Raw genomic sequence first — 15,519 nt, 5'->3', positions numbered from 1 at the left:
TCTGTTGACGAGGAAAAAAGAATATGTTAAAGTAAATGAGTAAAATAAAAAAGTCAATTATATTTTACTTAAGATAAAAGGAGGAACTCATGAAGAAAAGAACGAAAATCATTCTAACTTCTACGTTGACTGTGACCGGTCTAATCTTGGCTGCCGGTGGCTACTGGGCTTATAAGACCTTTGTCCCTCAGGAGACACCGATCGATAAGAATGCCACAGTGAGGACCAATTACTATCAGGCCATCAATAAAAAATGGCTAGAAAAGGCAGAAATCCCTAGCGACCAGCCGTCTAACGGTGTGTTTTATGAACTGAACGAGCAGGTCAAGGATAAGATGAAGGCGGATGTCAAAAACCTAGTCTCTGGTAAAGAAGAGTCGACGATTGAAGGCATGCCTGAGTTTATCAAATACTACCAGCAAGCGACGGACTTCAAGCAGCGGGAAAAGGATGGCTTAGATCCTCTCAAGTCCTATCTCAAGGAAATTGAAGACTTGTCCGATCTGAAGGACCTAGCTGGCAAGGCTGTTGACTGGGAAAAACGCGGTTTGGCTCTGCCGTTTACCTTTGAAATCAGTTCTAACCTAGAAAATACCAATCAGAAACAAGTGAATCTGTCCAGTCCAAGTCTTATGCTGCCGGATAAGAGCTACTATGAAGATGAAGGTGCTAAGAAAAGGATGATGGATCCGCTGGAAAAAGCATTCAAAGAAGCCATGCAAAAGCTGGGCTACAGTGAAAAAGAGAGCGAAAAGATTGTCAAAGAAGCCTTAGAATTTGATGGAGAACTGGCCAAGTATGCCCAAAGTAATGAAGAAACTTCGGAAATTAAAAATCTTCACCATCCTAAGACGGCTGAAGACATCAATGCTTACTCTGATACCTTTAAGTTTCACGATATTATCAATGACTATCTAGGTCAGGAATCTGGTGATGTCAATGTACCTAACCCTAAGTATTATGAAAATTTTGCCAAGGTAGTTAATGACAAGAATTTTGGCAAGCTCAAATCTTGGATGCTTGTGAAGCAGGCAGCATCAGCATCTAGTTTTCTAACCGATGACTATCGGCTGATTTTTGCAGAGTACCAAAAATCCTTGCAAGGTACTAAGGAAGCAACTTCAAAAGAAGATGCAGCATACAATCTGACAACAGGAACTTTTTCAGATGTCTTCAGTCTTTATTATGGCCGCAAATATTTCGGTGAGGAAGCCAAGCAAGAAGTGACCCAAATGGTCAAGGATATCAAGGAAGTTTATCGGGAGCGTATGCTGAAAAATGAATGGCTGTCAGAAGAAACCAAACAGAAGGCAGTCAAGAAGCTGGATACGATGAAACTCTATATCGGCTATCCTGAAAAAGTTCGCGAAGTGACTAAGGCCTTAAAAGTAGATGATAAAAAATCCTTCTTTGAAAATGCAATTGCTTTGAGTCAAGCAAAACATCAATATGATGTTGAGCACTTCTCTGAGCCAGTAGACAAGGACGAGTGGGTCATGCCTTCCTATGATATCAACGCTTACTACTCACAGGAAAATAACAGTATCAACTTCCCAGTCGCAATCCTGCAGAATCCATTCTTTGATGTTAAGCAAGAGATGGAAAAGAACTACGGCGGTATTGGTATGGTTATCGGTCACGAGATTACTCACGCCTTCGACTCAAACGGTGCAAACTTTGATGAAGAGGGAAATTTGAACAATTGGTGGACTGAAGCAGATAAGAAAGCTTTTGACAAGAAAATTGAAGCTGTTACCAAGCAGTGGGATGGTATTGAAATCTACGGTGGCAAGGTCAATGGCAAGCTTACGGTAACAGAAAATGTAGCCGATGCGGGTGGACTTTCAGCCACTCTCGAAGTTGTTAAAAAGAAATATCCAGATGCAGACTTGAAGAATTACTTTGAAAACTATGCCAATATTTGGAGAAGCAAGGCTAGTCTGCAATTTAACCAACTTCTCTTGAAGGTAGATGTTCATGCTCCTTCCGAGCTGCGGGTCAACCAGCAGCTCAAAAATGTAGAGGATTTCTATGAAACCTATCCAGAAATCAAAGAAGGTGATGCCATGTATCTGGCTCCAGATAAGCGGGTCAGCGTATGGTAAGATTACTTGTCTAGGAAAAGATGAGAAAATAATATAAGTTATGAAGCACAACCAGTTTGGTAATAGGAGAGAAGTTTGTCCTTTTTCTCCTATCCATTCTTTCCTGCAATACTTGCGTGGCTGCGGTTTGTGCCTCCGCAGCCACGTGTCTTTAAAGTCAGATTTTATCTGGCTTTTTTCTATTTTGAAATGAATTATTTATCTAGTGAATCTTACACGTCAAAAAAAATGAAATCGCTTGCAAAACCTGAAGTAAAAGGCTATACTGAATATAGTATTTAATTTTGTAATTTTTTACAAAAAAACAAAGGAGATATTTTTATGAAAAAAATATTGTTTCGTTCCTTGTTAGCTCTTTCGACCATTTTTCTCTTTCCTTTCCAAGTGGTCGAAGCCTGCACAGGATTTATTGTCGGGAAAGACCTGACGGCAGACGGCACAACGCTTTACGGTCGGACAGAGGACTTGGAGCCCAATCACAATAAGGTCTTTCTGGTTCATCCGAGAAAGACCAATGCGAGTGGTGCCAAGCTGGTCGATGAAACCAACAACTTTGAATGGACCCTGCCAGCAGAAAGTTACAAGTATACTTCGGTATCAGATGTGACCCCATCCCAAGGTATTTTTGACGAGGTTGGCTTCAATGAGTACGGAGTCTCTATTTCTGCGACAGTTTCTGCCAAGGCTAATGATGCCATCCAAAAAGTGGATCCTTATGTAGCAAATGGTTTGGCAGAGTCTATCTTGACAACCGTCGTTCTGCCTCATGTTCAGACTGCCCGTCAGGGTGTGGAGCTGATGGCACAGATCGTCAGAGAGCAGGGAGCAGCAGAGGGGAATATTATCACCATTGCTGATAAGACCGGTGTCTGGTATATGGAAATCCTATCTGGCCACCAATATGTTGCGATTAAATTCCCAGATGACAAGTATGCTGTCTTTCCTAATACTTTCTTCTTAGGCAGTGTTGACTTTGACGATACAGAAAACGTCATTGCCTCAAAAGGTGTTCAGGATGTAGCCAAGCAAGCTAACTCTTATAAAGAAATTGACGGCAAATTCCACATTTCTCAGTCCTACAATCCACCGATGGCAGAGGCAGATCGTTCGCGTGCCTGGGCAGGTATCACCGGTCTAGATTCAAATGCGGCCGTGTCTTATAACGACTCTTACTTTGACCTCATGCACTCCACAGACAGAAAGATCAGTGTAGCAGATGTCATGGCTATGCAGCGCAATCGCTTTGAGGGTACTCAGTTCAAACCGCTGGACCAAATGGAGCTAGATGGTAAGGGGCTGCCACAACGCGGTACGACAGACCCTGTTTACAAATATCCGTTGGGCAATCCAAATGTTATGGAAGCTCATATCTTCCAGCTCAAAGATGGCGTTCCAGCCAATATGGGCGGAGGCACTATGTGGCTGGCGGTAGGCAGTCCGCGCTTCTCACCTTACCTGCCTTATAATGGGAATATCATGGATACTTACGATGCATATAAGGTCAACACAACTAGCTACAGTCCAGACTCTTGGTACTGGGTAGCATCTCATATCTACGATATGGCGGCCAAGCATCAGGACCTCTTTGGCACTTCTGTTCAAGACAAATGGAAGGCTTTGGAAGCCCGCTTTATTGAGGAGCAAAATGCTCTGGATGCAACCAATGCAGCTCTGCCAGACTCTTCAGCCAAAGTTACAGAGGAAACACAAGCTCGAGCAGCTCAAGTCTTTAAGGAAATGAAAGAGCTAGAAGCTGAAATGGAGGCTAAAATCAAGGGAGCAACAAAAACAACTCCATCTAGCTCCAGCAAAGATTCTAGCAGCTCTTCGTCATCTCAAAGTTCGTCAAGTTCTTCCTCTTCAGCAACTTCTAGCAGTTCTGACACACGGACGGAAGTCAATGTAGAAGATGACAGCTTGGTAGATGTCGCAACTGGCATTCGTTTGAAAAATGCTGACTTGGTCAAGGCCGGTCTTCAGCTGTCAGTGAAAAAACTAGAAAGCAAGATTCAGCCGACAGATACCTATGACATTAGCTTGATCGATCCGAATGGTCAGCCGGTGCATCAGGTCAGTCCAACTCTTGTGACAATCCCAGTTCGCAAAGACCTGCCAGTGGATGCAGTCTATGCCCTGGATGAAAATGGCAAGCAGGTTGAGAAATTTGATGTAACGGTTAATCAAAACCAGACCATTAGCTTCACGACCAATCATTTCTCTGTTTACCAAGTGCAGTATCGAAATGAGCAGTCCGTTAAGTCTAAGAAAAAAGACCTACCATCAACAGGTGAGCAGGTCACCATCATGGGACTCGCAGGCTTGATTATCCTAGCGGGAGTCTTCTTCCTTTTGAAGAAAACAAAGAAAAACTAATCTAAAATAAAAAGAAGGCCGAGCAATATGTTCGGCCTTTCTTGGTGAAAAAACGATTTTTGTTCAGGCTATCCTTTAAGCTAGAGCCTTTATTTCAAATAATCATAGTTATAAGTCGTCAAAATGATGTCAGTGAGTTCTTCAGGTTCTTCTTGAGCTCCGCCGGCTATCCAAAGAGAAATAATCCCCTCAACACTGGATAGGAAGATTTCCAAGGCGTATTTCTGAGGGATATGAAAGTTCTCCTCTAAAAAACGCTGGGTAGCAGCCTTTTGCTTATCACTCAGAATGATAGTGGTTATGTACTCCCGAATAGCTTCGCGAAAGTCAATATAATAGCTCTTGGTCAGGGCATTGATAAGACGTTCATTAGCGCGCAGTATATGAAATTTTGCTATCATTAACTTTTTGGGATATTCGTTCTCTGCTTCAAACAAGCTATAACTAGAAAGTTGGGAAATAATTTCTTTTTTGAGACTATCAACCATCTGATACTTATCTTGGTAGTGGAGGTAGAAGGTGCCGCGGTTAATCCCAGCCCGCTTGCAGAGTTTGCTGATGGAGATAGTATCGAACCTTTCCTCAGATAGTAGCTGAATCAAGGCTTCTTTGATGTCTTCCTTGGTACTAGTTTTTCGTTTCTGGACCATTTTTTCTTCCTTTTTGCTTAAATCAACACTTTGTTGATTTTTGATTATTGCTTTTTATCTAAGCTCATTATATAATATCTGTGATTTAGAATCAACACCTTGTTGATTTAAGGAAACGAGCTTTGAAAAGGAGAGAAACGATATGGCTTACATTGAAATGAAACATAGTTTTAAACGTTATCAGGTAGGTGACACGGAGATTGTCGCCAATCATGATATTTCTTTTGAGATTGAAAAGGGGGAACTGGTCATTATCCTGGGTGCTTCTGGTGCTGGTAAGTCAACAGTGCTTAATATTCTTGGAGGTATGGATACCAATGATGAGGGAGATATCCTGATAGACGGCCAGAATATTGCTGACTACAATTCCCACCAGCTGACGGACTATCGCCGCAATGACGTGGGCTTTGTCTTTCAGTTTTACAATTTGGTGCCCAACCTGACGGCCAAGGAAAATGTCGAATTGGCTTCTGAAATCGTCAAAGATGCTCAAGATCCAGTGGCCGTTCTAACCGCAGTTGGTATGGAAAATCGCCTCAATAATTTTCCAGCGCAGTTGTCAGGTGGGGAGCAGCAGCGGGTCTCTATTGCTCGGGCTGTGGCAAAAAATCCTAAGATTTTGCTCTGCGATGAGCCGACAGGGGCTTTGGACTACAATACCGGCAAGCAAGTGCTGCAAATTTTACAGGATATGTCCCGCAATCAAGGAGCGACGGTGATTATCGTGACCCACAATGTTGCCTTGGCTCCCATTGCTGACCGGGTTATCCGCATGCACGATGCGAGAGTCAAGAGTGTTACAGTCAATGAGCAACCACAGGATATAAGTACATTGGAGTATTGATATGAAGAGAAAGATTTATTGGAAAGATATTCTGCGCTCCTTCACTAGCTCTAAAGGACGTTTCCTATCTATTTTAATCCTCATGATGCTGGGCTCTTTAGCTCTCGTGGGGCTCAAGGTCGCTCCTCCCAATATGCGCAGAACAGCAACAGATTACTTGAAAGAGCGGCGAACCATGGACTTGGCTATTATGGCGGACTATGGTTTGGATAAGGCGGATCAGAAAGAGCTGGAAGCTATTAAGGGAGCTGATGTCGAGTTTGGCTATCTGACAGATGTCACCGTGGACGAGGAGGCCCTCCGAGTATTCTCAGATACCAAGGATATTTCAAACTTTCAAGTGGTCTCAGGCCGTCTACCTAAGAAAGAGCAAGAGATTGCTCTGGCTAGCTTTTGGTCAAAAAAATATAAGCTTGGTCAGGAGATTGATCTGACTGAAAAGGCCGGCAGTCGGTCAGTTCTGAAAAACAAGACCTATAAGATTGTAGGATTTGTCAACTCGGCAGAGCTCTGGTCTGATAGAAATCTGGGCAATGCGACTAGTGGCAGCGGGGCTTTATCTGCCTATGCTGTAGTCAGCCCCAAGGCCTTTGATACAGATGTTTACAGTATTGCCCGCCTGCGCTATCATGATTTAAAAAAGCTGGCTCCCTTCTCTGAAAGTTATCAGGAGCGTTTGGAGCAGCACCAGACAGCTTTGGACAAGAGCCTTGAAGATAACAGAGTGGTCAGGTTTAAGCAATTAGAGGCAGATGCCAAAAGCACCATTCAGAAGGGCCAAGATAAGATTGCTCAGGCTGAGAGCGAGCTGACCCAAGGTAAAAAGCAATTAGAGCAAGCTCAGAGTCAGCTAGACCAGCAAAAAAACCAGCTAGCAGCAGCTCAATCCGCTTCTATCCTCCCTCCTGCACAGCTCAGCCAGAGCCAGCAGCAGATTCAGGAAGCTGAGTCCCAGCTCAATCAGAAAAAATCTGAGCTGGCACAGGCGGAGAAAGACTTATCAGCTAGCAAGGACAAGCTAGCTGACGCTAAGGCAGACCTGAATCGTTTGAAAGAGCCGGCCTATCATAGCTATGACCGAAAGTCTCTGCCAGGTGGGAATGGTTATCATATGTATAAAAACTCCATGAATAGTATTGCGTCGATTGGTAATATTTTCCCGGTGGTGCTCTATCTGGTGGCAGCTATGGTGACCTTTACCACCATGACTCGCTTTGTCGATGAGGAGCGAACAAATGCAGGTGTCTTTAAGGCTCTAGGCTATCATAGCCGAGATATTATTCGCAAGTTTGCTCTTTACGGTTTGGTGGCGGGGAGTCTAGGTACTTTCATAGGGATTCTGCTGGGACATTATTTCTTGTCTGGAGTGATTTCTTCTATTATTACCAGAGGGATGGTGCTCTCTGCCCCTCATGCATATTTTTATATTTCCTATAGTATACTGGCCCTTGGACTTTCCCTTCTATCCAGTGTTCTCCCTGCCTATTTGGTGGCAAGACGGGAGCTGACAGAAGAAGCAGCCCACTTGCTTTTGCCCAAGCCACCGGTCAAAGGCTCCAAGATTTTCTTGGAAAGACTGACCCTTATCTGGCGACGTCTTAGCTTTACTCAGAAGGTCACAGCACGCAATATCTTTCGCTATAAGCAGCGGATGTTTATGACCATCTTTGGTGTGGCGGGTTCTGTTGCCTTGCTCTTTGCCGGCCTAGGACTCCAATCTTCTATTGGTGGTATTCCCAAACGTCAGTTTGAGGAGATTCTGCGATACGACTTGATTGTTGCTGTCAATCCTGGGGAGAATCAAGCCGAACAAGACAAGCTGAAAAAGATGCTGGCAGATGACTCGATTGCTGACTATCAGGAGATCTACAGTGAAACCTTGACAGAGAAATACAAAGGAAAAAAAGAGACAGAATCAGTCACTTTAATGGTTACGGACAAGGAAAATTTTGAACCTTTTATTTCCATGGAAAGTCCTGACAACCAGCAAAAGCTGACTCTCAAGGACGGTGTAGTTGTTTCGGATAAATTGGCCCGCATAGCTGGAGTTAGCCCCGGTGGCAGTATAGAGTTGGGTGGCAAGTCTGTCAAGCTCGCAGCAGTCAATGAGAATCATTTTGGTCATTTTGCCTTTATGAAGGCAACTGACTACCAGAAGATTTACGGCAAAAAGCCCGAGAAAAATGCTTACCTAGTGCGACTCAAGGACTCTTCTAGTAAAAAAATTGTGGACAAGGCCAATGAATTTATGAGCCTCAAGTCTGTCAAAAGTGTCTCACAAAACGCTAGCATGGTGAAGCAGTTCAACGTCCTAGCTGATTCTCTTAATAATACGATGCTGGTTTTGGTTCTGATTTCCATTCTTTTAGCAGTCGTCATTCTCTACAATTTGACAAATATCAATGTAGCTGAGCGGATTCGCGAGCTGTCCACTATCAAGGTTTTGGGCTTCCATAATAAGGAAGTGACCCTCTATATCTATCGAGAGACCATTATTTTGTCACTAATTGGGATGGCAGTTGGGCTTCTAGGCGGTTTCTTCCTGCATCGTTTTTTGATTGAGAAAGTTGCGCCTAGCATTATCAGCTTAAATCCTCAAGTAAGTCCCTCAGTCTATCTGTTTCCTCTAACTGCGGTGACTCTTATCCTGACCTTGCTTGGCTTCTTTGTCAACTACCGCCTCAGACGGGTGGATATGCTGGAAGCACTCAAATCTGTTGATTGATAAAAAAACACTTTAAAACTTTCACTCACTTGATGGGTGGAAGTTTTTTTGAACTTTGATATAATATTCCTTGTAAAGAAAGAGAAAGATATACGATGACACGAAAAATTGCCTTATTATCCGATGTGCATGGGAATAGCACAGCCCTGGAAGCAGTACTGGCGGATGCGGAAAGCCAGCAAGTTACAGACTATTGGTTTTTGGGGGACTTGCTCCTGCCAGGAACCGGTCGCAAAAATATCTTAGATAGGATGGAGCAGCTGCCCATCAGCCTCCAGGTCAGGGGAAATTGGGAAGACAGTCTCTGGCATGCCCTGCACCAAAAGTTAGACTTGACACGTCCCAGCCATCTCTACCTGACCCGGCTTTGCCATTTTGTCCTAGAGGAAATTCGTCCAGAAGAGATTGACCGTATGCAGGAACTTCCTCTGCAGATCTTGACAGAAGTGGAGGGATTGAAGATTGCGGTCAGCCACCATCTGCCAGATAAGAATTGGGGGCGGGAGCTGATTCATATTGGCGAGCAGAGCGATTTCGATCGACTTTTTGAGGGGAATGACTGCGCTATCGCTGTTTATGGGCATATTCACCAGCAGTTTCTCCGTTACGGAACTCAGGGACAGTTGATCATCAATCCCGGCTCTATTGGTCAGCCGTTCTTTCTAGATTCGGCTTTGCGTCAGGACTTGCGAGCCCAGTATGCCATTTTAGAGATTGATGAGACGGGTCTGGCTGATGTCGACCTGAGGCGCGTGGCCTACGATGTAGAGCAGGAGCTGAGATTGGCTCGGGAGCTCCACTTGCCTTACTATGAGATTTATCGGGAGAGCTTGGTCAATGGTATTCACCATACTCATAACCACGACCTGTTGCGGGAAATCAGTGAGCGGGAAGGCTATGCTGACGATATTGCAGCTTTCTTAAAGTCCAGTCGTAACTCTTGAAGTTACACCCTTTTTGAGATATAATAGTGAGAGAAAATGATGAGGGAGGAGAAAAAAATGCAGATTTCTAGCCGTTTTACCATTGCCACCCATATGCTGATTGTTCTGGCTTTGGAGGGAAAAAAACAAAAACTGACAAGTGATATCCTTGCTGGCAGTGTCGGCGTCAATCCAGTTATTATTCGCAAGACCCTGTCCCAGCTCAAGAATGCCGGGATGATTACCGTTGCTCGTGGGACTGGAGGAGCAGAGATTGCCAAAGATTTAAAAGATATTAGCCTTTTGGACGTCTATAGCGCGGTTGAGTGTCTGGGCAAGAGCGGCCAGCTCTTTAGCTTTCATGATAAGCCCAATCCAGACTGTCCTATCGGCAAGAACATTCACAATGTCTTAGACGACCGCTTGGCGGCTATTCAGGCAGCCATGGAGGCTGAGTTGGCTCAGACCAGCCTTGACGAGGTCGTCGCAGCAACCGAAAAAGAAATTAAAGAACAATCTGTTTCCTAGTGAGCAGATTGTTTTTTGTTAAGAATTTTCCAAGATGTAATTGTTGACATTACATTAAGATGTGTTATACTAGTAGATGTAACAAAAATAATTACAATTTAAAATAATCTTTCGGAGCAAATGGAGATGTGGAAAACCATATCAAGGAACGTATTTCTACTTTGAGAAAATAAAAAAAGATTGAGCAGGAGCACTGCAGACATTTAAAATTAAAGAGAGGAGAAAAAACATGACTTTTGAATATGAAAGCAAGATTTATCTAGGAGAGGTGGCACTTTATGTGGCTGACCTAGCAAGACAAAGGGATTTTTATCAGAGTGTTTTAGGGCTGGAGCTTTTGGAAGAGCAGGACGGACAGGTGGCTTTGGGCAGGAACGGACAAGCGCTGGTGAGGCTCTTAGCGACTAGTGACCCTCAGATCGTTAAGTCGGCTTATGGTCTTTATCATCTGGCGCTTTTGCTTCCGAGCCGTCAAGCCTTGGCGGATATCCTGAAGCACTTATCCGAAAATAAAGTTCCTATGGTTGGAGGAGCGGATCACGGTTATAGTGAAGCCATTTATCTGGAGGACCCAGAAGGCAACGGCATTGAGCTTTATCGGGATAAACCTCAGGATGATTGGGATATTCGAGAAGATGGCCGCATTATCGGAGTGACAGAAGCGCTCGCGGCTCAAGAAATCTATGAACTAGGTCAGGAAGTCCAACCATTTAGTATTGCAAAAGGCACTCGTATGGGCCATGTCCATCTATCTGTGAAAAATAGCAGAGCAGCCAGTCATTTTTACCAAAAGCTTCTAGGCTTGGAGGACAAATTTTCTGTACCTTCTGCTAGCTGGCTGGCATCAGGTAACTACCATCATCATTTAGCAGTCAATGAATGGGGAGGCTCTCACTTGAATCATCGTCAACCGATGCAACTGGGACTAGCCTATTTTGAAGCGCAAGTAGAAGGAAAAGAAGAGCTAGTATCTATTTATGAAAATGCTCTGGACTTGCAGGCGCCAGTCCGATGGATTAGCTCCCAAGAGCTAGAAGTCACAGACCCAGATGGGATTGTGGCAAAAATTAAGACAAGAGTGGTATAATAAGGCATATCAAGAAGCTAAAAGAAAGAAAAACCATGTACAAGACTTATTATGCATCACCGATTGGCCGGATTCTCATCTTGACAGACGCAAATGCCTTGTTGGGACTTTGGTTGGAGGGTCAGAAATATTTTGGGGCAGGCTATGATTTGGAGCAAGCGCAGCAGGAGGAGACAGAAGTCAGCCGATGCGTCTCTGATTGGTTGGACGCTTATTTTAAGGGAGAAAATCCTGCGACAGATGAGATTCCATTGGCGCCTCAAGTTACAGAGTTCAGAAGCAAGGTTTTGACAGTGCTGCAGAAGATTCCCTATGGGCAAACGGCTACCTATTCAGATATTTTGCGGGAATTGCAGGCTGAGTATGGAAAGATTGGCTCGGCTAGAGCAGTCGGTGGTGCCATTGGTCATAATCCTATTTCCCTGCTGATTCCCTGCCATCGGATTGTCGGAAGCGACGGCAGATTGACCGGTTATGCTGGCGGTCTTGATAAAAAAGCCTTCCTACTGGAGTTGGAGACTGGGGAGAAGACTGAATAAATCTTTCTACTCAAGACTTTTATCATTTTACTGGTAAGAGTCTTTTGCTTGCATTAATAAACTAAAAAACCCCTTTGTCAGCTGCTGTGAGTGACAAAGGGGTTTTTCGTTAGTCGATATGCCATTGTGTAGTCAACCATTCTGCAAAGGCAGCATAGCGCTCTTTGAGAGCTTCATGATGACCGTAAGGGTCAAAGGCGGAGCAGGTGGTAAGGATTTCTTTCTGAATCAAGCGATGAATTTCTGCAGCATAAAAAGGAGCTTTGGAAAGTCGGTTCGAGTGATTCGCGCCTTCAGTCTTTCCATTCTGCAAATAGACTAGACAGTCCTTGTTTTTCAACTCCTGTGTCCGACAATAGTCGGTAAAACCCGGGTACCAAAAGGAACCGCAGATAGAAAAGACACAGGGAACTTCGCAGACACTGTAGAGACTGTAAACAGCCGCTAGTCCACCGAGAGAGTAGCCACCATAGGCAATTCTCTTGTCATCCAATCGGTAGTGCTGTCTGATTTCGGCTAATATACCGTTGAATAGTTTCTGATGGTAACTATCTGCTCTGCCACCAAAATCAGGATTGCTAGGCTTTAGAGCATTGGCTTTCCAGGGTGTATAATCGTCCAGCCTGTTGTTTGATATCAGTCCGATCAAGATTACCGATGGAGAAAGCCTGCTTAGGTAGTTTATCTGTCCATCATTTAGCAAGATTGCTGGATAAGGTCGTAATCTGTCATAATCTTGGGGCAGGGCAATATTGACAGTGATACCTTCCCAGACAAAGGTATTATTTATTGACAAAGTCATTGATTTTCTCGAGTGAGTAAATTACAGCAGGACCGTAATCCATGAACTCATCATAGGAGATGGTCATAATCTTCTGATTCTTGACCGCTGGGACATCTTCCAGAACGGGATTAGCTTTCATTAGATCAACTGCTTGTTCATCCATGGCCTTGTTACGGTCGCTGGTTACATAGATGATGACTTCAGGATCCATAGAGACCAGATTTTCCAAGGTCAAGTCAGAGGTTCCGGTCGCTACATTGGTATATCCGAGCTGGTTAAGCAGGCTCTCCTGCAGGGCAGATTTATAAGCACCGAAAGTCTCATCATTGTAGGCACACATGATGAGCGCTTTTTTCTTTTCACCTTGGCCAGCTTTATTGGCCTTCTTGACAGTGTCAATTCTTGTCTGCAGCTGGTCAGCATACTGATTGGCCTTGTCTTGGACATTAAAGATGGTTCCTATATTCTTGACATCTTCAACGATATTTCCTAGGTCTTGCTTGGTATTGGACAGGGAAGCCTTCTGTGTGTAGACAGGGATTTTGTTTTCATTCCAGGCACTGACTGTCCCCAGAGACTTCTCAGAAAACATCATGTTTCGGCCAAGAAGAGCATCTGGCTCATAAGATAGCACAGTTTCCTGTGATACGGTTTTCTTGTCGCCGACTTGCGGAATGGAAGCAATATCAGCCTTGTATTTATCTGTGACATCGTTGTCTGGATTGAGCATACCGGCGATTTTGTCTTTCAATCCTAGTTCAATCAGGATTTCGGTTGTCGAAAGGTTGTTGGTGATGACCTTTTTTGGTGCCTTTTCAAAGACCTGATCAATCTCTTTTCCTTCGGCATCGTAAGTTTTGATTGTCACAGGATATTTTGTTTCTGCTGTGCTCTTTTTCGCGCTTTGTGTTTTGGAGGAAGATTGTGAGAATGAGCTTTCTTTCGTACTTTCCTTAGATGAAGAATTGCAGGCTGCCATTGTCAGTGCAGCAGTTGCGACGAGTAAGATACTGAGTGTTTTTTTCATATTGCCTTCCTTTCTTGGGCTTGGATCTTGTATAGATAAAGCTGAGAGTAGACTCTTATAGATACTGAATCATGGCCTGTCGATCCTTGGTCCAGATCACTTTACTCTGAATGCCGTAAACGGCTTGCAGTGAATCATGGGTGATGGCCTCCTTTGGAGCGCCTTGGTATGCAATCTCACCTCCCTTCATGAGGTACAAATAATCTGAATACCGACAAGCCAGTTGGATATCGTGTAAAACAGCTAAAACATTGATGTTCAGGTCTTTGACTATACGCAGCATATCCAGCTGGTATTTGATGTCCAGATGATTGGTTGGCTCGTCTAGGAGCAGTAGGCTTGGCTGCTGGGCCAAAGCGCGTGCCAGCAGGACTCTTTGCTTCTCACCACCAGACAGGGATAGATAGGTTCGCTCTCCCTTATCTAGCATGTCCACCTGCCTCAAGGCATGACGGACGAGGGCGTAGTCTTTTTCGCTCTCTTTTTGAAAAAGGGACAGATGCGGAGTCCTGCCCAGCATGACGATTTCTTGGACGGTGCAGTCAAACTGAAGATGGTTAAACTGAGTTACAACGGCTATTTTCTGGGCTGCTTTTTTTATGCTGACCTGTTCAAGTGGCCTTCCGTTTAGATAAATGTCCCCACTGTCGGGTTTGATTTGGCGGTAGATTGTTTTGAGCAGACTAGTTTTGCCGCTTCCGTTGGGTCCTAAAATAGTGTGAAACTGATTTCCATCGACCTTGAGTGAAATCCCTTTTAAAATCTCTTTTTGGCCAATAGAATAGTGGATATTTTGGCAAGTTAGATCCATATCAGCTGCTGACCTCCTTTCGGCTTTTGGCTACAATGTAGATAAAGAAGGGGGCGCCGACCAAAGAGGTGAAGATCCCAATCGGTAGCTCGGCATTTTTGACCAAAATTCGAGCTAAAACATCTGCCCAGACAAGAAAGAGAGAGCCGAGCAGGGTAGCGATAGGAAAGAGCCTTTTGTAGTTGGTACCGACTAATCTTCGAGCAATGTGCGGAGTGATTAGTCCGACGAAGCCGATAATACCGCAGCAGGCAACTAGCACCGCAGTCATGACTGCGACAACTGTGATATAAAGGAACCAGTAAAAATGTAGAGGCACTCCCAGTGTCAGAGCTGCTTCGTCCCCCATCATCATAGTATTGAAAATACGATACTGGGAACAGAAAAACAAAAAGGAGAGACCAACAACAAGAGCCGGCAAGACAAGATCTGACCAAGAAGTTCCGGCCAGTGAGCCCATAGTCCAGAACTTGATTGTCATAAGGCTGTCAGCATTAGCACCGACAGAAATGATAAAGTTGGAAAAGGCGATAAAAAGGGCATTTACAACTGTTCCTGATAAAATCAGACTGCTCGTCGTTATTTTTCCCTGCATGGATGCTATAAAAAGTACCACTGCCGATGCCAGAATGGCTCCTATAAAGGCACCTGTGCCAGTAATGGATTTGAGCCCTAAGATAATGCTCAGTGTGGCTCCGAAGGTTGCACCCGCTGAAATTCCTAGGATATAAGGCTCTGCGATGGGATTATTGACAGTAGATTGCATGACGCTGCCACAGACAGACAGCCCAGCACCAGCTAGGATTCCCAAAAGCACTCTTGGAACCCGCATGTTCCAAACAATAGCGATTGTAGACGGCGATAGTTTGCCTGTGCCGAGGTAAAAACCGAACTTGCTGAAAATAATCTGGTAAGTATCTTGTATGTCAATAGTAACTGATCCCAAAGAAACAGCTAAAAAGAGGGAAAAAGCCAGAAAAATGATGAGAAGCAAGAGCAGGCAGATATAGCGAGAAAATCCGTGATTTTCTGACCTTTTGAAGAGCATCCAGACCTCCTTAATAGCAAAGATTAGAATTTTTAGACAATTTCATAAAAAATTATAACATTTTTAAATAAGAAG

The 15,519-nt window shown here is 44.2% G+C and carries 13 protein-coding genes; 8 read left to right on the top strand and 5 right to left on the bottom strand.

The features are described 5' to 3' along the window. Positions 1–89 precede the first annotated feature (89 nt). Positions 90–2,105, top strand: coding sequence for a M13-type metalloendopeptidase (locus tag J1C77_RS08130; RefSeq protein WP_002920712.1), 2,016 nt, complete (start codon positions 90–92; stop codon positions 2,103–2,105). 321 nt (positions 2,106–2,426) lie between these two features. After that, a complete protein-coding gene (locus tag J1C77_RS08125) occupies positions 2,427–4,478 on the top strand; it encodes a C69 family dipeptidase (RefSeq protein ID WP_002920714.1) in 2,052 nt (683 codons plus the stop codon). 89 nt (positions 4,479–4,567) lie between these two features. Here the strand turns inward: J1C77_RS08125 and J1C77_RS08120 are convergent, their stop codons facing one another. Beyond that, positions 4,568–5,128: a TetR/AcrR family transcriptional regulator gene (locus J1C77_RS08120; protein ID WP_002920715.1), complete on the bottom strand. Its 561-nt coding sequence runs from the start codon at positions 5,126–5,128 to the stop codon at positions 4,568–4,570. Between the two features lie 142 nt (positions 5,129–5,270). Between J1C77_RS08120 and J1C77_RS08115 the strand changes: the two genes are divergently transcribed. The 6 genes from J1C77_RS08115 (at position 5,271) to J1C77_RS08090 (ending at position 11,774) form a co-directional block, all read left to right on the top strand. Then, positions 5,271–5,972, top strand: coding sequence for an ABC transporter ATP-binding protein (locus tag J1C77_RS08115; RefSeq protein ID WP_002920716.1), 702 nt, complete (start codon positions 5,271–5,273; stop codon positions 5,970–5,972). A gap of 1 nt (position 5,973) precedes the next feature. Next, on the top strand, positions 5,974–8,697 hold the full coding sequence (locus tag J1C77_RS08110) for an FtsX-like permease family protein (protein ID WP_002920717.1): 2,724 nt from the start codon (positions 5,974–5,976) through the stop codon (positions 8,695–8,697). A 95-nt stretch (positions 8,698–8,792) separates the two neighbouring features. Next, on the top strand, positions 8,793–9,641 hold the full coding sequence (locus tag J1C77_RS08105) for a metallophosphoesterase family protein (protein WP_002920719.1): 849 nt from the start codon (positions 8,793–8,795) through the stop codon (positions 9,639–9,641). A 57-nt stretch (positions 9,642–9,698) separates the two neighbouring features. After that, the gene (locus J1C77_RS08100) at positions 9,699–10,148 is read left to right on the top strand and encodes an Rrf2 family transcriptional regulator (protein ID WP_002912933.1); all 450 of its coding nucleotides are present in this window, start codon (positions 9,699–9,701) and stop codon (positions 10,146–10,148) included. A gap of 229 nt (positions 10,149–10,377) precedes the next feature. Further along, the gene (locus tag J1C77_RS08095) at positions 10,378–11,235 is read left to right on the top strand and encodes a VOC family protein (RefSeq protein ID WP_002920721.1); all 858 of its coding nucleotides are present in this window, start codon (positions 10,378–10,380) and stop codon (positions 11,233–11,235) included. 35 nt (positions 11,236–11,270) lie between these two features. Next, positions 11,271–11,774 carry a methylated-DNA--[protein]-cysteine S-methyltransferase gene (locus J1C77_RS08090; protein WP_002904969.1) on the top strand — a complete coding sequence of 168 codons (504 nt, stop codon included), beginning with the start codon at positions 11,271–11,273 and terminating at the stop codon, positions 11,772–11,774. Between the two features lie 109 nt (positions 11,775–11,883). On the opposite strand, the gene J1C77_RS08085 is transcribed toward J1C77_RS08090, so the two are convergent. From J1C77_RS08085 to J1C77_RS08070, 4 genes are read right to left on the bottom strand one after another with little or no spacing between them, the layout of a single operon-like run. Continuing rightward, on the bottom strand, positions 11,884–12,576 hold the full coding sequence (locus tag J1C77_RS08085; protein ID WP_002920722.1) for an alpha/beta hydrolase-fold protein: 693 nt from the start codon (positions 12,574–12,576) through the stop codon (positions 11,884–11,886). Further along, the gene (locus J1C77_RS08080; RefSeq protein WP_002897185.1) at positions 12,557–13,585 is read right to left on the bottom strand and encodes an ABC transporter substrate-binding protein; all 1,029 of its coding nucleotides are present in this window, start codon (positions 13,583–13,585) and stop codon (positions 12,557–12,559) included. The genes J1C77_RS08085 and J1C77_RS08080 overlap by 20 nt, the downstream gene beginning before the upstream one ends. Before the next feature lie 55 nt (positions 13,586–13,640). Continuing rightward, a complete protein-coding gene (locus J1C77_RS08075) occupies positions 13,641–14,396 on the bottom strand; it encodes an ABC transporter ATP-binding protein (RefSeq protein ID WP_002897186.1) in 756 nt (251 codons plus the stop codon). Position 14,397: 1 nt separating this feature from the next. Next, the gene (locus tag J1C77_RS08070) at positions 14,398–15,444 is read right to left on the bottom strand and encodes a FecCD family ABC transporter permease (protein ID WP_002920723.1); all 1,047 of its coding nucleotides are present in this window, start codon (positions 15,442–15,444) and stop codon (positions 14,398–14,400) included. Positions 15,445–15,519 lie beyond the last annotated feature (75 nt).

The organism is Streptococcus sanguinis (assembly GCF_050223295.1).
Classification (GTDB): domain Bacteria; phylum Bacillota; class Bacilli; order Lactobacillales; family Streptococcaceae; genus Streptococcus; species Streptococcus sanguinis_X.
This window is presented reverse-complemented; position numbering and strand designations above follow the sequence as displayed.